This window comes from Bradyrhizobium sp. 21, assembly GCF_023073335.1.
Lineage (GTDB): Bacteria > Pseudomonadota > Alphaproteobacteria > Rhizobiales > Xanthobacteraceae > Bradyrhizobium.
Genome location: NZ_JADPJG010000032.1, coordinates 154,254 through 171,498, shown reverse-complemented (window position 1 = coordinate 171,498; position 17,245 = coordinate 154,254). Strand labels below are relative to the sequence as shown.

At 63.3% G+C, this 17,245-nt stretch carries 14 protein-coding genes; 8 read left to right on the top strand and 6 right to left on the bottom strand.

The window, feature by feature from the left end; genetic code table 11:
• The first annotated feature begins 9 nt into the window (after positions 1-9).
• The 5 genes from IVB31_RS26070 (at position 10) to IVB31_RS26050 (ending at position 4,844) form a co-directional block, all read left to right on the top strand.
• The gene (locus tag IVB31_RS26070; protein ID WP_247329555.1) at positions 10-1,104 is read left to right on the top strand and encodes an LLM class flavin-dependent oxidoreductase; all 1,095 of its coding nucleotides are present in this window, start codon (positions 10-12) and stop codon (positions 1,102-1,104) included.
• On the top strand, positions 1,101-2,039 hold the full coding sequence (locus tag IVB31_RS26065) for an ABC transporter substrate-binding protein (protein WP_247329552.1): 939 nt from the start codon (positions 1,101-1,103) through the stop codon (positions 2,037-2,039). Before IVB31_RS26070 ends, IVB31_RS26065 begins: the two co-directional genes overlap by 4 nt.
• A gap of 331 nt (positions 2,040-2,370) precedes the next feature.
• Positions 2,371-3,216 (top strand): CmcJ/NvfI family oxidoreductase, encoded by an 846-nt coding sequence (locus IVB31_RS26060; protein WP_247329549.1) that lies wholly within the window; start codon positions 2,371-2,373, stop codon positions 3,214-3,216.
• A gap of 103 nt (positions 3,217-3,319) precedes the next feature.
• Entirely contained in the window at positions 3,320-3,631 is a 312-nt protein-coding gene (locus IVB31_RS26055; RefSeq protein WP_247329546.1) for a septal ring lytic transglycosylase RlpA family protein, read from the top strand.
• Between the two features lie 43 nt (positions 3,632-3,674).
• Positions 3,675-4,844, top strand: a complete 1,170-nt coding sequence (locus IVB31_RS26050; RefSeq protein WP_247329543.1) for a Gfo/Idh/MocA family oxidoreductase — start codon at positions 3,675-3,677, stop codon at positions 4,842-4,844.
• A 26-nt stretch (positions 4,845-4,870) separates the two neighbouring features.
• Here the strand turns inward: IVB31_RS26050 and IVB31_RS26045 are convergent, their stop codons facing one another.
• From IVB31_RS26045 to uvrA, 3 genes are all read right to left on the bottom strand, one after another.
• Complete coding sequence (locus tag IVB31_RS26045; protein WP_247329540.1) at positions 4,871-5,050, bottom strand: hypothetical protein; 180 nt, start codon at positions 5,048-5,050, stop codon at positions 4,871-4,873.
• 278 nt (positions 5,051-5,328) lie between these two features.
• A complete protein-coding gene (locus tag IVB31_RS26040) occupies positions 5,329-6,639 on the bottom strand; it encodes an ABC transporter substrate-binding protein (protein ID WP_247329538.1) in 1,311 nt (436 codons plus the stop codon).
• A gap of 154 nt (positions 6,640-6,793) precedes the next feature.
• Entirely contained in the window at positions 6,794-9,301 is a 2,508-nt protein-coding gene (gene uvrA, locus IVB31_RS26035) for an excinuclease ABC subunit UvrA (RefSeq protein ID WP_247329535.1), read from the bottom strand.
• Between the two features lie 745 nt (positions 9,302-10,046).
• Between uvrA and IVB31_RS26030 the strand changes: the two genes are divergently transcribed.
• The gene (locus IVB31_RS26030) at positions 10,047-11,117 is read left to right on the top strand and encodes a hypothetical protein (RefSeq protein ID WP_247330566.1); all 1,071 of its coding nucleotides are present in this window, start codon (positions 10,047-10,049) and stop codon (positions 11,115-11,117) included.
• A 105-nt stretch (positions 11,118-11,222) separates the two neighbouring features.
• Here the strand turns inward: IVB31_RS26030 and IVB31_RS26025 are convergent, their stop codons facing one another.
• Positions 11,223-12,461, bottom strand: a complete 1,239-nt coding sequence (locus IVB31_RS26025; protein ID WP_247329532.1) for an SMP-30/gluconolactonase/LRE family protein — start codon at positions 12,459-12,461, stop codon at positions 11,223-11,225.
• Positions 12,462-12,699: 238 nt separating this feature from the next.
• Here IVB31_RS26025 and IVB31_RS26020 point away from each other — a divergent pair, with 238 nt between their 5' ends.
• Complete coding sequence (locus tag IVB31_RS26020) at positions 12,700-12,990, top strand: hypothetical protein (protein WP_247330564.1); 291 nt, start codon at positions 12,700-12,702, stop codon at positions 12,988-12,990.
• A 192-nt stretch (positions 12,991-13,182) separates the two neighbouring features.
• Here IVB31_RS26020 and IVB31_RS26015 read toward each other — a convergent pair whose 3' ends face one another.
• Both IVB31_RS26015 and IVB31_RS26010 read right to left on the bottom strand, forming a co-directional pair.
• Positions 13,183-13,809, bottom strand: coding sequence for a hypothetical protein (locus IVB31_RS26015; RefSeq protein WP_247329529.1), 627 nt, complete (start codon positions 13,807-13,809; stop codon positions 13,183-13,185).
• Between the two features lie 858 nt (positions 13,810-14,667).
• Positions 14,668-15,048, bottom strand: coding sequence for a hypothetical protein (locus IVB31_RS26010; protein WP_247329527.1), 381 nt, complete (start codon positions 15,046-15,048; stop codon positions 14,668-14,670).
• A gap of 491 nt (positions 15,049-15,539) precedes the next feature.
• Here IVB31_RS26010 and IVB31_RS26005 point away from each other — a divergent pair, with 491 nt between their 5' ends.
• Positions 15,540-17,102 carry a 2-isopropylmalate synthase gene (locus IVB31_RS26005; protein WP_247329525.1) on the top strand — a complete coding sequence of 521 codons (1,563 nt, stop codon included), beginning with the start codon at positions 15,540-15,542 and terminating at the stop codon, positions 17,100-17,102.
• The last annotated feature ends 143 nt before the right edge of the window (positions 17,103-17,245 follow it).

Below are 17,245 nucleotides of genomic sequence, written 5' to 3'. Positions count from 1 at the left end.
GAGAAGACCATGTCGGTCGAGTTCATCGGCTTTATCGCGAACAGCAATGCTTCCGAGACCATCGTGCGCCAGGGGCCGGTGCTCGACCCAACCTATATCGAGACGGTGGCGAAGGCGCACGAGCTCGCCGGTTTTGACCGCGCGTTGCTGGCGTTCCATTCGACCACGCCGGACGCGCTCCAGATCGCCCAGCACGTGCTGACCATCACCAGGAAGCTCAAGGTGATGATTGCGCAGCGTCCGGGCTTTACGGCGCCGACCCTGCTCGCCCGCCAGCTCGCCACGCTCGACCAGCTTTATGAGGGCCGCGTCTCGCTGCACGTCATCACCGGCGGCAACGCCATCGAGCTCAGGCAGGACGGCAACACGCTCGACGACAAGGACGAGCGCTACGCCCGCACCAGCGAGTTTCTTGACATCGTGCGGCTGGAATGGACGAGCGAGAAGCCGTTCAACTACAGCGGCAAGTACTACAATGTCGAGAACGGCTTCTCGCAGGTGAAGCCGCTGCAGAAGGGCGGCATCTACACCTTCGTCGGCGGCGGCTCCGATGCCGCGATCGAGGTCTCGGGCAAGCATGCCGACACCTTTGCGCTGTGGGGCGAATCCTACGCGCAGGTGCGCGATGTCACCGCGCGCGTTCGTGCGGCGGCCGCGAAGCACGGGCGTCCGAGCCCGCGCTTCAGCCTCTCCGTGCGGCCGATCCTCGCCGACACCGAGGAGAAGGCCTGGAAGAAGGCCGAAGGGATCCTCGAACGCGCCACTGCGCTTCAGGACCAGACCGGCTATCGCCGGCCCAATCACGCGACCGAGGGCGCCAAGAGACTGCTGGCGGCGGCCGACCAGGGCGCGCGCATCGACAAGCGACTGTGGACCGAGATCGCCAAACTCACCGGCGCCAACAGCAACACCACCGCTCTGGTCGGTACGCCCGAGCAGGTCGCCGAGGTGTTTGCCGATTATTACGAACTCGGCGTCAGCCACTTCCTGATCCGCGGCTTCGATCCGCTCCCGGATGCCATCGAATACGGCCGCGAGCTGATCCCGCTGACGCGCGAGCTGGTTGCCAAGCGTCAGGCCGTTCGCGGCGAGGCAGCGGAATGATCCGCCTCTTGCTGGCTGGCGCGCTGCTGTTCGGTTCGTTCGAGCTGGCAGCGGCGCAAACCACCTTGCGCGTCGGCGACCAGAAGGGCAATTCGCAGGCGGTGATGGAAGCCGCCGGCGTCCTCAAGGACATTCCGTACAAGATCGAGTGGAAGGAGTTCCCGGCGGCTGCACCGCTGCTGGAAGCGCTGAGCGCCGGTGCCATTGAGACCGGCCTCGTTGGCGATGCTCCCTTTACCTTCGCTGCCGCCTCAGGGGCGCCGGTGAAGGCGATCGCCGCGATCCGGCAGACGCGCGAGGGGCTCGCGATCCTCGTGCCCGAAAACTCGCCGATCAAGAAGTTCGCCGATCTGCGCGGCAAGAAGATCGCGACCGGCCGCGGCTCTATCGGCCATCAATTGATCCTCGCCGCGCTCGAGAAGAACGGCTGGAGCGCCAGCGACGTGCAGATCGCGTTTCTCGCGCCCTCGGATGGCAAGATCGCCTACACACAAGGCTCTGTCGATGCCTGGTCGACCTGGGAGCCCTATGTCAGCCAGGAGGAGGTGCTGTTCAAATCGCGACGCGTCATCACCTCGGAAGGCCTGACGCCGGGTCTGAGCTTTCAGGTGGCGCGGCCCGACGCCATCCGCGACAAGCGCGCGGAGCTGACCGACTTCATCCGGCGCCTCACCGCGGCGCGGGCATGGTCCCTGAACAACATCGACAGCTACGCCGCGACCTGGGGCAAGCTGATGAACATCCCGACCGCCGTACCGCAAAACTGGCTGTCGCGGGCAAAAATCCGCATCGCGCCGATCGACGACGGTGTGGTCGCGGACGAGCAGAGCACGGTCGAGCTCTATTTCCGCTGGGGCCTGATCAAGCAGAAGCTCGATGCCGCCGAGATCGTCGATCGCTCGTTCTCGGACGCGATTGCAAAGGCGGGATTGTAGCGCACCTCTCGTGTCCCGGACGCGGCGCAGCGTGCAACGCTGCGCCGCAGAGCCGGGACCCATGTCGCACAGGTTTCTCTCGGTGAGATGGGCCCCGGCTCTGCAGCGCACCGCTGAAGAAGCGCTGCGCTGCGTCCGGGGCACGAAATCTCACGGATCGCTCAAGTGCACGTGAGGCGAGGAGAGCATTTCCAGAACGATCGCCTGTTTCGACAGTTTCCTTCTTCGCTTCCGATCAACGACAACACCCCCATTGCTATTTCCATCCGCCCCTTGCAGCGCGTTCCACCCCGTCAAAAATCATTCGGACGATCACATCGGGAGACCTGCCATGGGCCTGCAAGAAACAAAAATCGAGTCGCTTCCCTTCGTCACTGCCGAACTCAACTATCTCGCGCCGGTTTCCGGCAAGCCGCGCACCTACGCCTTCGACCCGCCGCCGGGCGAGCCCAAGAGCACATCGCTGCCGGAGCCGCATCAGGTGCCGATCTTCGATGCGCGCCTGATCGCGAACAATATCTCGCTCGATCGCGAGGGCTTTGCGCTGGTGCGCCATCCAAACCAGGTAAAGGACTTCTACAACGACGAAGAAATCAAGGCGGTTTACTACCCCGCCGTCGAAGCGTTCCTGCGCGCGACGCTGAAGGCCGACCGCGTTGTCATCTTCGACCATACCGTGCGCCGGCGCGTCGAGGGTGCGGCCGACATTCGCGACGGCGGTCCGCGTCAGCCGGCAACGCGCGTCCATGTCGACCAGACCGCAATCTCCGGCGCCAACCGTGTGCGCGAGCACCTGCCTGACGAGGCCGAGGAGCTTCTGAAAGGCCGCGTGCAGGTCATCAACCTCTGGCGGCCGATCCGCGGTCCCTTGCGCGATTCACCGCTGGCGATGGCCGACGGCACTACGGTCTCGCCGGACGATCTCATCGCCTCCGATTTGATTTATCCCAACCGCCGCGGCGAGACCTATTCAGTGAAATACAATCCGAACCATCGCTGGTTCTATTTCCCGGAGATGACGCCGGACGAGGCGCTGCTGCTCAAGTGCTATGATTCCGCAACCGACGGCCGCACCCGCTTCGGGCCGCACACCGCCTTCGTCGATCCGACCACGCCAGCGGATGCGGCTCCGCGCGAAAGCATCGAGGTCCGGACACTGGTCTTTCACAAACAGTAACAATGTGTGATGGCCCCGCTGGGATCCGCGTGGCCAGTTCCAGGAACTTAAGGGAACAAGCTGGCGTTTGCAGCGCCGGGCAGGGCCAACCGGGAGCGGTGCGGTGCAAGCGCAGCCGATACTATTCTTTTGTCTAACGGCTTTCCTGATTCCTACTCTTTCTACTGCACATGCCGAAAACGGGCTTGCCTCGTATTACGGCTATGGAAAGGCCGGCAAAGGGGAATTGACCTGCGCCCACCGGACGCGCGCGTTCGGCAGTGTGCTCAAAGTGTCCTATAGCGGGCGCACGATCCAATGCCGCGTCAACGATCGCGGCCCCTTCATCCGCGGCCGTATCGTTGACCTCTCCGTTCCCGCCGCACGCGCGCTCGGCATGATGAGCGCCGGCGTGGTGCGGGTCTCGGTGGAATAGGCCTGCCAGCACGCTATAGTGCCGCCCAAGGCAAGGGGGCACTATGGCCAAAATCAGGGTGGGGCTCATCGGCTGCGGCTTCGTGTCGGAGCTGCACATGTATGCGTTTCGGCGCGTCTATGGCGTGGACGTCGAGGTCGCGGCGGTCGCCGCGCGCGGCGACCACGTCGTCGAATTTGCCGCCTGCCACGGGATTCCGCGGGTCTATCGCAGCCTCACTGAGCTGATCGCAGACCGCGAGCTCGATGTCATCGACATCTGCACGCCGCCCAACCTCCATGCCGAAATGATCGTCGCCAGCATGCAGGCCGGCAAGCACGTGATCTGCGAAAAGCCGTTTGCCGGCTATTTCGGCCGTGAGGGTGACAAACAGCCGATCGGCCAGCACGTGCCAAAGGCGCTGATGTATCAGCGCGTGCTGGAAGAGATGGACGCAACACGGGCCGCGATCGAGCGCACCGGAAAACTCTTCATGTATGCCGAGGACTGGATCTACGCGCCGGCGGTGACCAAGACCGCGGAGATCATTAAGGCGACGAAAGACAAAATCCTGTTCATGAAGGGCGAGGAGAGCCATTCCGGCTCGCATGCGGCGCATGCCGCGCAATGGGCGATGACCGGCGGCGGCTCGCTGATCCGCATGGGCTGCCATCCGCTCTCGGCGGTGCTTTATCTGAAGCAGGTCGAGGCCAAGGCGCGCGGCGAGACCATCCGCGTCGCCAGCGTCACGGGTGACGTCGGCAATGTCACAGCAGTTCTCAAGCCGGAGGAGCGCACCTACATCAAGGCCAATCCGGTCGATGTCGAGGACTGGGGCACGCTCACCGCCACCTTCTCCGACGGCACCAAGGCGACTGTGTTCTCCGGCGATATGATCATGGGCGGCGTGCGCAATCTGATCGAGACCTACACCAGTGGCGGCTCGCTGTTCGCCAACATCACGCCGAACAATCATCTGATGAGCTACCAGACCTCCGAGGAAAAGCTCGCCAGCGTCTACATCACCGAAAAGGTCGACCGTAAAACCGGCTGGCAATATGTCTGCCTCGAGGAGGAATGGACGCGCGGCTATCTGCAGGAGATCCAGGACTTCATGGAATGCGCGGCGACCGGGCGGCAGCCGCTGTCGGACCTCGCGCTGGCCTATGAGACGATCAAGGTGAACTACGCCGGCTATTGGGCGGCGGAGGAGGGACGGAGGGTGGTGTTGTAGGGGACGCCCGCGCGCTCATCGCCGAGTTATCTCCTGGCGCGTTTCATTTCTGCTTCGTGCTGCGGGTCCATCCCGCTTACGTCTTCTGGATCGTCACCGGCCTGCAGGAGTTCGGGATGCTTGCCCGTGAGCAGAAGTTGCTTGCGCATTTCAGCAAGCCGAGCGCGACAAAATTCCTTGTAGAGCAATTCGAGTATGGCGGGCATTGGCACCCCCAATCGTTGGAATTCACGATCCTGAAATTTTTGATCTCTGCTGGACGGCTCCGCAATGCAAGCCGGTCCTTCACGATGATAGTCGGTGAAGAACCGAATTAAGGCGTGAAAACAGCGTGAAACGAAATGACGTTGGGGAAAACAGCACCGGATGACGGAATGTCTCCGCGAAATAAGGGGTGAGAGGTGCTCGCGTCACGAGAACCGTTCACCTGCTTCGCCGGTTTGGCGAGCGCTCACCATGAGGGGCAAGCGCGCGCCGTCATCGCCTACACCCCGTAAGTCGAACCCTTGGGCAGCGGGAACACCGGGTCTTGCGTCCTGATGTTCGTCGGCCAGACCACCGAGATGTGCTCGCCTGCATTCTGCATCACCACCGGGGTCGAACGCTCGTTCTGGCCCGACATCGGCGTGCCCGGCGGGAAGAACTTTACGCCATAACCCTGAATAGTGCCGCCGGCGGGAATGTCGACGTCGAGCGCGGCTTTGCGAATCGCCTCCGGCTCGAAGCTGCCGTACTTCTCCTTGGCGACCGGCAGCACGTTGTTGAGCAGCACCCAGGTCTGGTTGAAGCCCATCGAGCAGTGCGGCGGCACGTCGGTGGCGCCGGTCTTGGCCTGGTAGCGCGTGACCATGGTCTTGGTGAGATCGCCGATGCCTGGCGCCAGCTTGGCGGGATCGAGCAGCTGCGCGGGCACCGGATCGATGTTGCAGAAATTATCGATGTCGGGACCGAAGGTCGCGCGCAGCTTGTCGAGCTGGCTGTAGCCGGCACCGGCGCCGAACAGCATCTTGAAGCGCAGGCCGCTCTCGCGGGCCTGGCGCAGGAACAGCGTGATATCGGGGTTGTAGCCGGCATGCGAGATCACGTCGACCTTGGCGCGCTTGAGCTTGGTCACGAGCACCGAGAGGTCGGGCGCGGACGCCGAGTAGCCCTCGCGCATCGCGACCTGGATGCCGGCCTGCTTGGCATAGGCCTCGTCGGCTGCAGCGACGCCGACACCGTAAGGGCCGTCCTCGTGGATCAATGCGACCTTCACGTCACCCGGCTCCATGCCGAGCTTGGCCTTGGCGTGCTCGGCGAGGAAGCCCGCAAACGCCTGGCCATATTGATCGGAATGGATCTGCGCGCGAAACACGTATTGCAGGTTCTTGTCCTTGAACACGGCGGTCGAGACCGCGGTCGTGATCCAGAGGATCTTCTTCTGCTGCTCGACCTTCGCCGCCATCGGCACCGCATGCGCGCTGGAATAGACGCCGTTGATGATGTCGATCTTTTCCTGGCTGATCAGCCGCTCGGCCTCGTTGATCGCGACGTCGGCCTTGCTCTGGGAGTCGGCGGCCACAGGCACGATTTTGGTCTTGCCGCCGATGCCGCCCTTTTCGTTGACGAGGTCGATGGCGATCTGCGCGCCGACCGAGGAGGCGACAGAGCCACCGGCGGCGAACGGGCCGGTGAGGTCGTAGATCAGGCCGATGCGCAAATTCTCGGCTTGCGCTTGGGCCCGTGTCCAATCGAGGCTGAGTGCGGCGGCGGCAGCCGCCGAGGTCTTCAGCAGCTGCCTGCGTGAAGTGGGCATCCTATCCTCCCTCAAAACCGTCTGTTGTTTTGTCTTGTTATTCTTCTGCGAAGTATGGGGAACGGGACGACGGAAAGTCAACATGGCGAAAGTCTGAGTCTGTCCCCCACGGCGAAGAACGCAATTGCGAGATGAGTGGGGACGTGGCTGCGCGTTACTGCTTCAAGCGCCGTGCAAGATAGCCCGCAGTCTTCCCGCCGGCCTTTGCGACCTCTCGCGGTGTCCCCGACGCGACGATATTGCCGCCCTCGTCGCCGGCGCCGGGGCCGAGGTCGATGATCCAGTCGCTGTGAGAGACGACGTCCATGTCATGCTCGACCACAACCACGCTGTTGCCGGCATCCACGATCCGCTCGAGCTGGGCGATCAACCGCTCGACATCCCGTGGATGCAGCCCGGTGGTCGGCTCGTCCAGGACATAGAGCGTGTGACCACGTTGTGGCCGCATGAGCTCGGTCGCGAGCTTGATCCGCTGGGCTTCGCCACCGGACAATTCGGTTGCGGACTGGCCGAGGCGAATATAGCCGAGGCCGACCTCGCGGACGACCGAAAGCGACCTGTTCAGTGTCGGATCTTCGCGGAAGAATTCGAAGGCCTCGTCGACGCGCATCGCCAGCACGTCCGCGATGGAGTTTCCGCGGATCTTCACCTCGAGCGTCTTGTCGTTATAACGCGCCCCCTTGCAGGTCGGGCAAGGCGCATAAACGCTCGGCAGGAACAGAAGCTCGACGCAGACAAAACCCTCGCCCGCGCAGGTGCTGCATCGGCCTTTCGCGACATTGAAGGAGAAGCGCCCGGCATCGTAGCGGCGGGACTTTGCCTGCGGCGTTGCCGCGAACAGTTTTCGGACATGGTCGAACAGGCCGGTATAGGTCGCTAGGTTGGATCGCGGCGTGCGGCCGATCGGCTTCTGATCGACCACGACGAGGCGATTGATCTGGTCCAGGCCCGCAACGATCTTGCCGCCCAATGTCTCGACCGCGGGAGCCAGGCTATCGTCCTCGGTATCGGCAGCCAGTGTATGGCCGAGATGCCCGGCCACGGCATCGACGAGGAATTGGCTGATCAGGCTCGATTTGCCGGACCCCGAGACGCCGGTGACGCTGGCGAGGACGCCCAGCGGGATATCGACGTCGAGGCCGCGAAGATTGTTGCGGGCCACGCCTTTAACTTTCAGATGTCCCTTCGGCTCGCGTCGGACCGTCGGCAGCGGCTTTCGTGGATGCGCGAGATAATGGGCGGTGCGCGATTGCTCAACCTTGCCGAGCCCTGCGGGCGGCCCACTATAGAGGATCAGTCCGCCGCCTTCGCCGGCGTCGGGCCCGACATCCACCAGCCAGTCGGCATGCCTGATCACCTCGATCTCGTGCTCGACCACGAAGATCGAGTTGCCCGCGTGCTTCAGCCGGTCCAGCGCCCGCAGCAAGGCCTCGGTGTCGGCGGGATGCAAACCCGCGGATGGCTCGTCGAGCACGTAGACGACGCCGAACAAGTTCGAGCGGACCTGTGTCGCAAGTCGCAGCCGCTGCAACTCGCCCGGCGACAGCGTGGGCGTGCTGCGTTCGCAGGCAAGATAGCCGAGGCCGAGGTCGAGCAGGACGGCCAGTCGCGCCGAAAGATCCTCGCAGATGCGCCTGGCGACGACGACCTTCTCCGATGCACCATTTGTCGTCGCGAACGGCTGCATCAACTCCTGCAACTGCTTGAGCGGCAAATGCGACATCTCCGCGATATTGAGACCGGCGAACTTGACCTTCAGCGCCTCGGGCTTCAGCCGCGTGCCATGGCAGGTTGGGCAGTCCTGGGTGATCATGTACTGCGCGACGCGGCGCTTCATCATCGCACTCTCGGACTTGGCGTAGGTCTGCATCACGTAGCGCTTTGCGCCGGTGAACGTGCCCTGGTAGCTCGCTTCCTCCTTGCGGCGCAGCGCCCGTTTGACCTCGGCGCCGTCGTAACCGGCATAGACCGGAACGGTCGGCTGCTCCTCGGTGAACAGGATCCAGTCGCGATCCTTCCTGGGCAGTTCGCGCCAGGGTTTGTCGACGTCGTAACCGAGCGTCGTCAGGATGTCCCTTAAGTTCTGCCCCTGCCAGGCAGTCGGCCAGGCCGCGACGGCGCGCTCGCGGATGGTTTTGCTGTCGTCGGGCACCATCGACTTCTCGGTGACGTCGAGCATCCTGCCGATGCCGTGACAGGTCGGGCAGGCGCCTTCCGGCGTATTCGGGGAGAACGATTCCGCATAGAGCATCGGTTGTCCGCGCGGATAATCGCCGGCCCGCGAATAGAGCATCCTGAGCAGGTTCGAGATGGTCGTCACGCTGCCGACGGACGACCTCGTCGTCGGCGCGCCGCGCTGTTGCTGGAGCGCCACGGCGGGCGGCAGGCCCTCGATGTCGTCGACTTCAGGGATCTGCATCTGGTGGAACAGCCGCCGCGCGTAAGGTGACACCGATTCCAGATATCGACGTTGCGCCTCGGCGTAGATCGTTCCAAAGGCGAGCGAGGATTTCCCCGATCCCGACACGCCCGTGAACACGACGAGGGCGTTGCGGGGAATGCGAACATCGACGTTCCTGAGGTTGTGCTCCCGCGCGCCTCGCACCCGGACGAAGCCGTCATCCTGCATCAGGCCATCGGGTTGTCTTGATCGGTCGTCCATCTGGCTCCTCCGGCCCCCTCGGGACTAACCGCAAGATCGCAGGATGGGTCCTTCTTTGCCAATGCGCCAGTTCCGTTCTGCACAAAGCGAAGGTCCATCGCGGTAGACGACTGGCCTTCAACAGGGATGGGGCGTTTAGGACCAAGCCGGCCGCCCGGCGCCAGGCATTACTGCGACAGCTTCACGAAGCTCGAAAACTTCGGCTAGCCTTCGGCAATCTTCTCAGGCCAGACCACGGCCTGCCTTGAGCCAGGCTCCGCGATGATGACGTCGATGACGCGGCGATAGAGGAAATGCGCTGCACGAGTCCCGATCACGTCACCGCCACAGATCACGCTGCTGGTTTTTTTCTCTCTCCTCTCTCTTTCTCTCTCTCTCCCTCTTTCTTGCTCCCTCTTTCTTGCTCCCTCTTTCTTGCTCTCTCTTTCTTGCTCTCTCTTGTTGGTCCGACGGCTTGCAGCACAGCAGCATACGCGCCGTGTTTCAAAATGTTTCACGCGGGCGTCACAACCCGCGGATACGTTTACTGCGGCAGTTTGAAGCTGCGGACTTCCTCTCATTTTCATAGCCGGGCTTGGCGCAGGCCAACTCCACGTCGGTGCCTGTGGTGAGCAGTCTTTTGTCCAAAGCTGTCTGGGGAGCGACCATGACGAGACTCGCTAAAGGGACGTTGTTGGAAGATGCCTGCGGCAAGCTGCGCAGGACGAGCCTTCTCGTGCTTGCAGCCTGCATTGCGATTTGTCCGATGGTCGGCGCGCACGCCGACGATGAGGATCGGGAGAGGGGAGGCGAGAGCCGGGCCTATGCCATCGGGCTGTGGGGCGATTTGCCCTATTCCGACCTTCAGGCACAGGTCGGCGTACCGAACCTGATCGCCGACATGAACGACCAGAGGCTTGCGTTCACGGTTCACGATGGCGACCTGAAAGCCGGCAGCGGCACGCCGGGCTCCGTGACCCCCACAACGTGCAGTGACGCTCTCTATCAGCAGGGACTCGGATATTTCAACGCGCTGAAATCGGCTGCGATGGTCACCCCCGGCGACAATGACTGGACCGATTGCGATCGGCCGGCGAACGGCTCGTTCAACTCGCGCGAAAGGCTCGATCAAGAGCGGAAGGTCTTCTTCAGCACCGACTATTCGCTCGGCCAGCGGCCGATCAAGCAGCAGGTTCAGCATGACAAGCTGTGTCTTGATCACAACAATCAGTTGACCGGCTGCGTCGAGAATCGCCGCTGGATCATGAAGGGCGTCGTCTACGCCACGCTCAACATTCAGGGATCGTGCAACAATCGTTGCGATACGCTTCCCGACGACGCCGAATGGGCCGCGCGCAACAACGCCAACATCCTCTGGATGCAGCAGACCTTCGATGTGGCGAGAACATATCGGGCCTCGGCTGTCATGTTCATCTCGCAGGCAGACCCGGGTTGGGACCAATCGGACGGAACCCGCGCCCCGTTGCGCGACCCGAAGACGCTTGCGGAAACCGATACCAATCCGGATGGCTTCCAGGCCTTCCTGGTTGCGCTGCGCGATGAAGTGGTCGCCTTCGGCAAGCCCGTCGCCTACGTTCATGGCGACTCCCATTATTTCCGTATCGACCGGCCATTTCTCGACGCCAAAGGCCGGCGGCTCGAAAACTTCGTCCGTATTGAGACCTTCGGCGACAATCAGGCGAACGGCAACAATGACGTGCATTGGCTGAAGGTGTTCGTGGACGAGCGCACCCGCGAGGTGTTCGCGTTCCAGCCGCAGATCGTGCCTGCCAATCGGACCGCTGTGCCGGCGCCGCCGAAGCGTGGCGACAATTAGCAAGCGACGCGGCTCCCTTGGCCTCGCCGAGGTAGGCTTGGGTCGGCTGAAAAATCCGGCGCCGGCGGTTCCCGCCGGCGCCCTGCTTTTGTGACCAGCGTCGCCTCAGCCGGGCCCTGCGCCTTGCGTGGCCGTATACACCGCGTAGAGCGACTGACTCGCGGCCATGAACAGGCGGTTGCGCTTGGGGCCGCCGAAGCAGATGTTGCCGCAGACTTCCGGAAGGCGGATGCGGCCGATGAGCTTGCCCTCGGGCGACCACACCGTCACGCCGTTATAGCCGACGGCGCGGCCGGCATTGCTGGAGGCCCAGACGTTGCCGTTGACATCGCAACGCAGGCCGTCGGGCCCGCACTTGACGCCGTCGATCACGCAATCGCTGAACTTCTTGAGGTTGGAGAGCTTGTTGTCGCCGCCGACGTCGAACACGAAGATCTCGCCATTGCCGCCGGGCCCGCTATCTCCCGGTCCCTTGCCGGTCGAGGCGACGTAGAGCTTCTTGTAGTCGGGTGAGAAGCACAGGCCATTCGGATCCGGCACCTGCTCCTCGGTGACGACGAGATCGATGCGGCCCGAGGGATCGATGCGATAGCAATTGGTCGGCAGCTCGCGCTTGCCCGGCGCGAAGCCGGCCGGCTGTCCGATCCGCGGATTGAGCTTGCCGCTCGCATTGCTCGGGCCGCCCGCGCCGTCGGGTTCGCCTTCGTAGAGCTGGCCGCCATAGGGCGGGTCGGTGAACCAATAGCTGCCATCGGGATGCGCGGCGACGTCGTTCGGCGAGTTCAGCCGCTTGCCCTGATAGGAGTCCGCGAGCACGGTGGCGGTGCCGTCATGCTCGTAGCGCGTCACCCGCCGGGTCAAATGCTCGCAGGAGAGCTGGCGGCCTTGGAAGTCGAACGAATTGCCGTTGGAATTGTTGGAGGGCGAGCGAAACACGCTGACGCGAGCGTCGTCCTCGCTCCAGCGCATTTGCCGGTTGTTGGGAATGTCGCTCCACAACAGATACCGGCCTTGCGCGCTCCAAGCCGGACCTTCGGCCCACAACAGGCCGGTGTAGAGCCGTTTGATCGCCGTGTTGGGCTGCGCGAGATCGTTGAACGACGGATCGACCGCGATGATGTCGGGGTCCCAGAAATAGGTGGTCGGCGCGCCGCCCGGGCCAAAATCGCGTGGCGGGGTGGTGATCGTCGTCGGCGGCGCGGCAGGTCCGGTCTGGGCCAGCGCGGAGCCGGTCCCGGCCATCGTGGCGGCGGCGCCGAGCGCAAGCCCCCGAACGAGTGTTCGTCGTGAAAGCACAGCATCCTGGTCACGCTGCTCGTGGTCACGAGCTTTTTGGCGTGTCATCGCGTCCTCCCGGTTCATGTTCGGCTAGCCGGTTGATCCGGCCGAGCAGGGGAAGGTTAATCCGGTCCGATGACGGTTGCGAGGGGCAGGTGCGCATCTTCCGCGTGATGCCGGGCTGCCAAAGCGATGGAACATCGAACATGGAAACGACAAATTCGTCTTCGCGCGGCGGGTTTACCGGAATCGGCTTCGAGCAATGCCAAGCGGTGGAGCATGTCAAGGCTTGACCTCCCGCGCGATGCTGGCAGAACGTCACGCGGGGTGTAAGTCGGAGTTCACTGTGGCAGCCGCTGTCGTCGTACTGGTTTTGCTGCTCGGGATCGCATTTGCGGGCGGCTATTTCACCCGCGACTACGTCTCGCGCAAAAGGCGGGTCGAGGCGCGCCGCTGGCGCGGATATACCGAGCCGGGCTGGCTCAATGCCAACCCGCCCGCCAATACCAACGAGATCGTGCCACCTGCCACCGGCGAGCTCGGGCAGATGCTGGACCGCTGGGAAAGCAGGGCCCGCGCCCGCCGCGCCGGCTAGCGGCCCGATCGCGTGGCGGGCGGATCAGTCTGTAGCCTATGCCCGAGCTCCTGACCCGAGCTCATGACCCGCTCTTGGCCCGCGTTGCTCATCGCCCGGATGGGAGGGGCTTTTCAGAAAGCAGAAGACGAACGCGGCGGGGTTGCCGCCGCGTTCGCCCTTGTGTCGGTCATATGCGCGTTGGGAGCAGGATTACTGAGGCGGCAGCACGGCCGTCTGTTGCGGCAAATTGCTGTAGGTCGCGGACTCCTTGGTGCAGACGTCCCTGAACACCACGACGCCGGCCTGCGGATATTCCTTCACCAGGCAGTTGCATGTGTTGCTGACAACCGGAGCGGGCGTCACGACCTGCGCCGGGGCGGCCGCAACGACGGTCGTCGTTGCCGGACGTTGAACATAGACGGTTTCCTTCACGACCGGCGGCGTCGGCACATAGACCGGCTGCCGCACGACCACCGGCGTCGGGATGTAGACCGGGGGCGGAGCGGGGCGCGGATAGACCTGCTGCGCCGTCGGGATGTAGACCGGGGGCGGCGCCGGCCGCGGATAGACCTGTTGCGCCTGGCTCGGCTGCTGCGTGGGCGGGATCCAGGCCGGCCGCTGAGCCGGATTGACGACGTTCGGGCGCACGACGCTGGTCGAGCCATTGCCGCCGTAGCCACCAAAGCCGGGCCTGGGCTGCGGTGCGTTGCTCTGCGGCACGTTACCCTGCGGCGCGTTGCCGTACATGCCGTTCGGGCCCCAGCCGGCCTGCGCGGTGCTGCCTGCAAAAGTCGCAGCCAAGGAAGCCAGTGCAATCGCGGTCGCAATCTTCGTCATGGTTCCTGTCGTCGTCATGGTCCACCTGTTCTGTTTGGCGCGAGGAGTGTTTTCTTCGGCGAAAGAGCGTGTTCTCTTGGGCACAGGGATAGGCGGATTCGATGCCCTCTTCCGTGATGTCTCTCACACAGCAATCGGCCCGGTCATTTGCCGGCTTCCGCAGGCCCAAGGTCGCCGCCGGATCGATGATTGACGCCGCCCGACGGGCAAAACAGCAAAACCCTGTCGAGTCCTCGCCGGGGAAATATTCCACTTTACCGAAATTCGGATTCGTCGTATGGATTGCCCCATCCTGATCCGGGACAAGGGGCGGTCGTCCGTCGTCACGAGCCGCGGATCGGGCTGCGGTGGACGCGGGACGTGTCGGGCACGAAACGCGGGAGCAGGGCGGGATGAACCCCGTGAGGTTCCGGCGGCGTGCCGACGGGCGACGCGCGATGCGTATGGCCAAACCGTGGGTCCTGGCTGTCGTTGCTACGGCCAAGCCTTGCGGAGATGCTGAGGCTCAACCGGGCCTCGGGGCATCGTCAATTCGCGAGGTGACGGAGGCAAGAAGGAATTCGTCTCCGGGGAGAGCACGGCATAAGCCGTCAAACCACTGCGCAGGGAAGGCTGGACGTTCTCGGCTTCACCTGTCTTTCCGTTGTGCATTTGCGTGTGCATCTCATCGCGCAACGGACCGCGGGTGCCAGCCGGCGCCCGGCCTTCCCTGCGCCCTTTCTTCGGAGAGGGCGTGAAGGAGAGAGCATAGCTCGGGCCAAATGCGCCGCGAGGATGCCGACTCGTGTCGACTTCCTAGAGGAAGAAGCGATGTTCAAATTCTGCGTTAGGCAACAATCAATAGGGTGGCGAACCCAACTATGAGCGCGCCGACAGCCCAGAACTGCACACCGACAATCTTGTCGTCACGACGACGACGAATAGCAGGACGAAGGGCAACAGGACGCGCGTTACGGCAATGCGCACCGCCTTTGCAATCCATGCAATTGCAAAAGCGAGCACCAGGGCCAACTTGGAAGCCACCACGCTAACGTCGCCGATCCTGATGTCGAATATCGCAAGCAATGCGACGCCCGCACAGATGACGATGAGAAATGCGAGTGCTTCGAGTATTTTCGAGGGTTCGGTCGAATCGTTTGAGGCCTTGCTCTCGGACTGTGTTTTCATATGAGCAATCCCAATATCCGGTGCTGCTTCCGCCGCAGGGACCTGCTGAAAATAAACTACGAAAGATTGCAAGATATCATGGAATGCTATTCCAAGGTGTGGGGATGTCGCAAGGTGGAGGTGGTCGGCTTCAGGGGGCGAATCCATCAATAAGGGCCAGTCGCACCGCTCGAAGACCGCAAATCCTTATGCGAATTGGGTCAATCCCATTGACCATCTTTTGGCGTTGCGGTTGCTGCCATTTCTCGTCTAGAAACGGCGTACGAGCCACCCGGCAACGAACCGTCAACGGTTTTGGCCGAGGATTAATGGCTCAACAGGGTCTGGCAATGCTGATTCGCGGCCAAAACAATGGGATTTCGGGGGAGGTGGCTCTGGCCGCCGGCGCCTCGACGATTCCGGCCGCGCTGCTGCCCACCCTCCTTATTGGCGGGCTTCTTCTTACTTGCCCCTGAGGGCCGGCTGGGCGCCATGCGCCTGGGCGCTCAGGGGATGTACGAGATCAGCGGACCCCGAAAGCGCCCAAGCAACGACCGGCGCGAAAGCTCAAAGGAATTTTTGAAATGGCTCCCGTGAACAAGTCCGAGAAGGACCGCGTCATCATTTTCGACACCACGCTGCGCGACGGCGAGCAGTGCCCCGGCGCCACCATGACGTTCGAGGAAAAGATCGAGATCGCCGAGATGCTCGACGACATGGGCGTCGACGTCATCGAAGCCGGCTTCCCGATCACGTCCGAGGGCGACTTCCAGGCCGTCAGCGAGATCGCCCGCCGCTCCAAGAACTCCGTGATCGCCGGCCTGTCGCGTGCCAATCCAAAGGACATCGACCGCTGCGCCGAAGCGGTGAAATTCGCCAGGCGCGGCCGGGTCCACACCGTGATCGCGACTTCGCCGCTGCACATGCGCGTCAAGCTGAACATGACGCCCGAGCAGGTGATGGAGCTCTCGATTGCCAATGTCACCCGCGCGCGCAACCAGATCGACGACGTCGAATGGTCGGCCGAAGATGCCACCCGCAGCGAGATGGACTACCTCTGCCGCATCGTCGAGGCCGTGATCAAGGCTGGTGCCACCACGGTGAACATCCCGGACACCGTCGGCTACACCACGCCCGAGGAATACACCCGCTTTATGAAGACGCTGATCGAGCGGGTGCCGAATTCGGACAAGGCGGTGTTTTCGGTTCACTGCCACAACGACCTCGGCATGGCGGTGGCGAACTCGCTGGCCGGCATCGCCGGCGGTGCGCGCCAGATCGAATGCACCGTCAACGGCATCGGCGAGCGGGCCGGCAACGCTTCGCTCGAGGAAGTGGTGATGGCCATCAACGTCCGCAACGACGTGTTTCCGTGGTGGAACAAGGTCGACACCACGCAGCTCACCCGCGCCTCGAAGGTGGTGTCGGCGGCGACCTCGTTCCCGGTGCAGTACAACAAGGCCATCGTCGGCCGCAACGCGTTCGCACATGAGAGCGGCATCCACCAGGACGGCGTGCTGAAGGACGCCTCGACCTACGAGATCATGCGGCCCGAGATGGTCGGCCTGAAGCAGTCCTCTCTGGTGCTGGGCAAGCATTCCGGCCGCCATGCCTTCGTGCACAAGTTGGAAGAGATGGGCTACAAGCTCGGTCCGAACCAGCTGGAAGATGCGTTCACGCGGATGAAGGCGCTGGCCGATCGCAAGAAGGACATCTACGACGAGGACATCGAGGCGCTGGTCGACGAGGAGATGGCCGCTTCGCACGATCGCATCAAGCTGACCTCGCTGACCGTGATCGCCGGCACGCATGGCCCGCAGCGCGCGACCATGAAGCTCGACGTCGACGGCCTGATCAAGATCGAGGAGGCCGAGGGCAACGGTCCGGTCGATGCGGTGTTCAACTGCATCAAGGCGCTGGTGCCGCACGAGGCCAAGCTCGAGCTGTACCAGGTCCACGCCGTGACCGAAGGCACCGACGCGCAGGCGGAAGTCTCGGTGCGGCTGTCGCATGAGGGACGTGCGATGACCGCGCGCGCAGCGGATCCGGATACGCTGGTGGCCTCGGCAAAGGCCTATCTCGGCGCGCTGAACAAGATCGTCATGAAGCGCCAGCGAGACACGGTGACGACGGCAGCGGCAAGCTGACGAAGCAGGCGCCGCTGCGAGTTGTTTCACCTCTCCCGCTTGCGGGAGAGGTCGGCGCGTAGCGCCGGGTGAGGGTTCACCCGGGGATTGTCTCGTTGCGGAGACACCTTCTCCCGCAAGCGGGAGCGGGGGCGCAGTGGCGC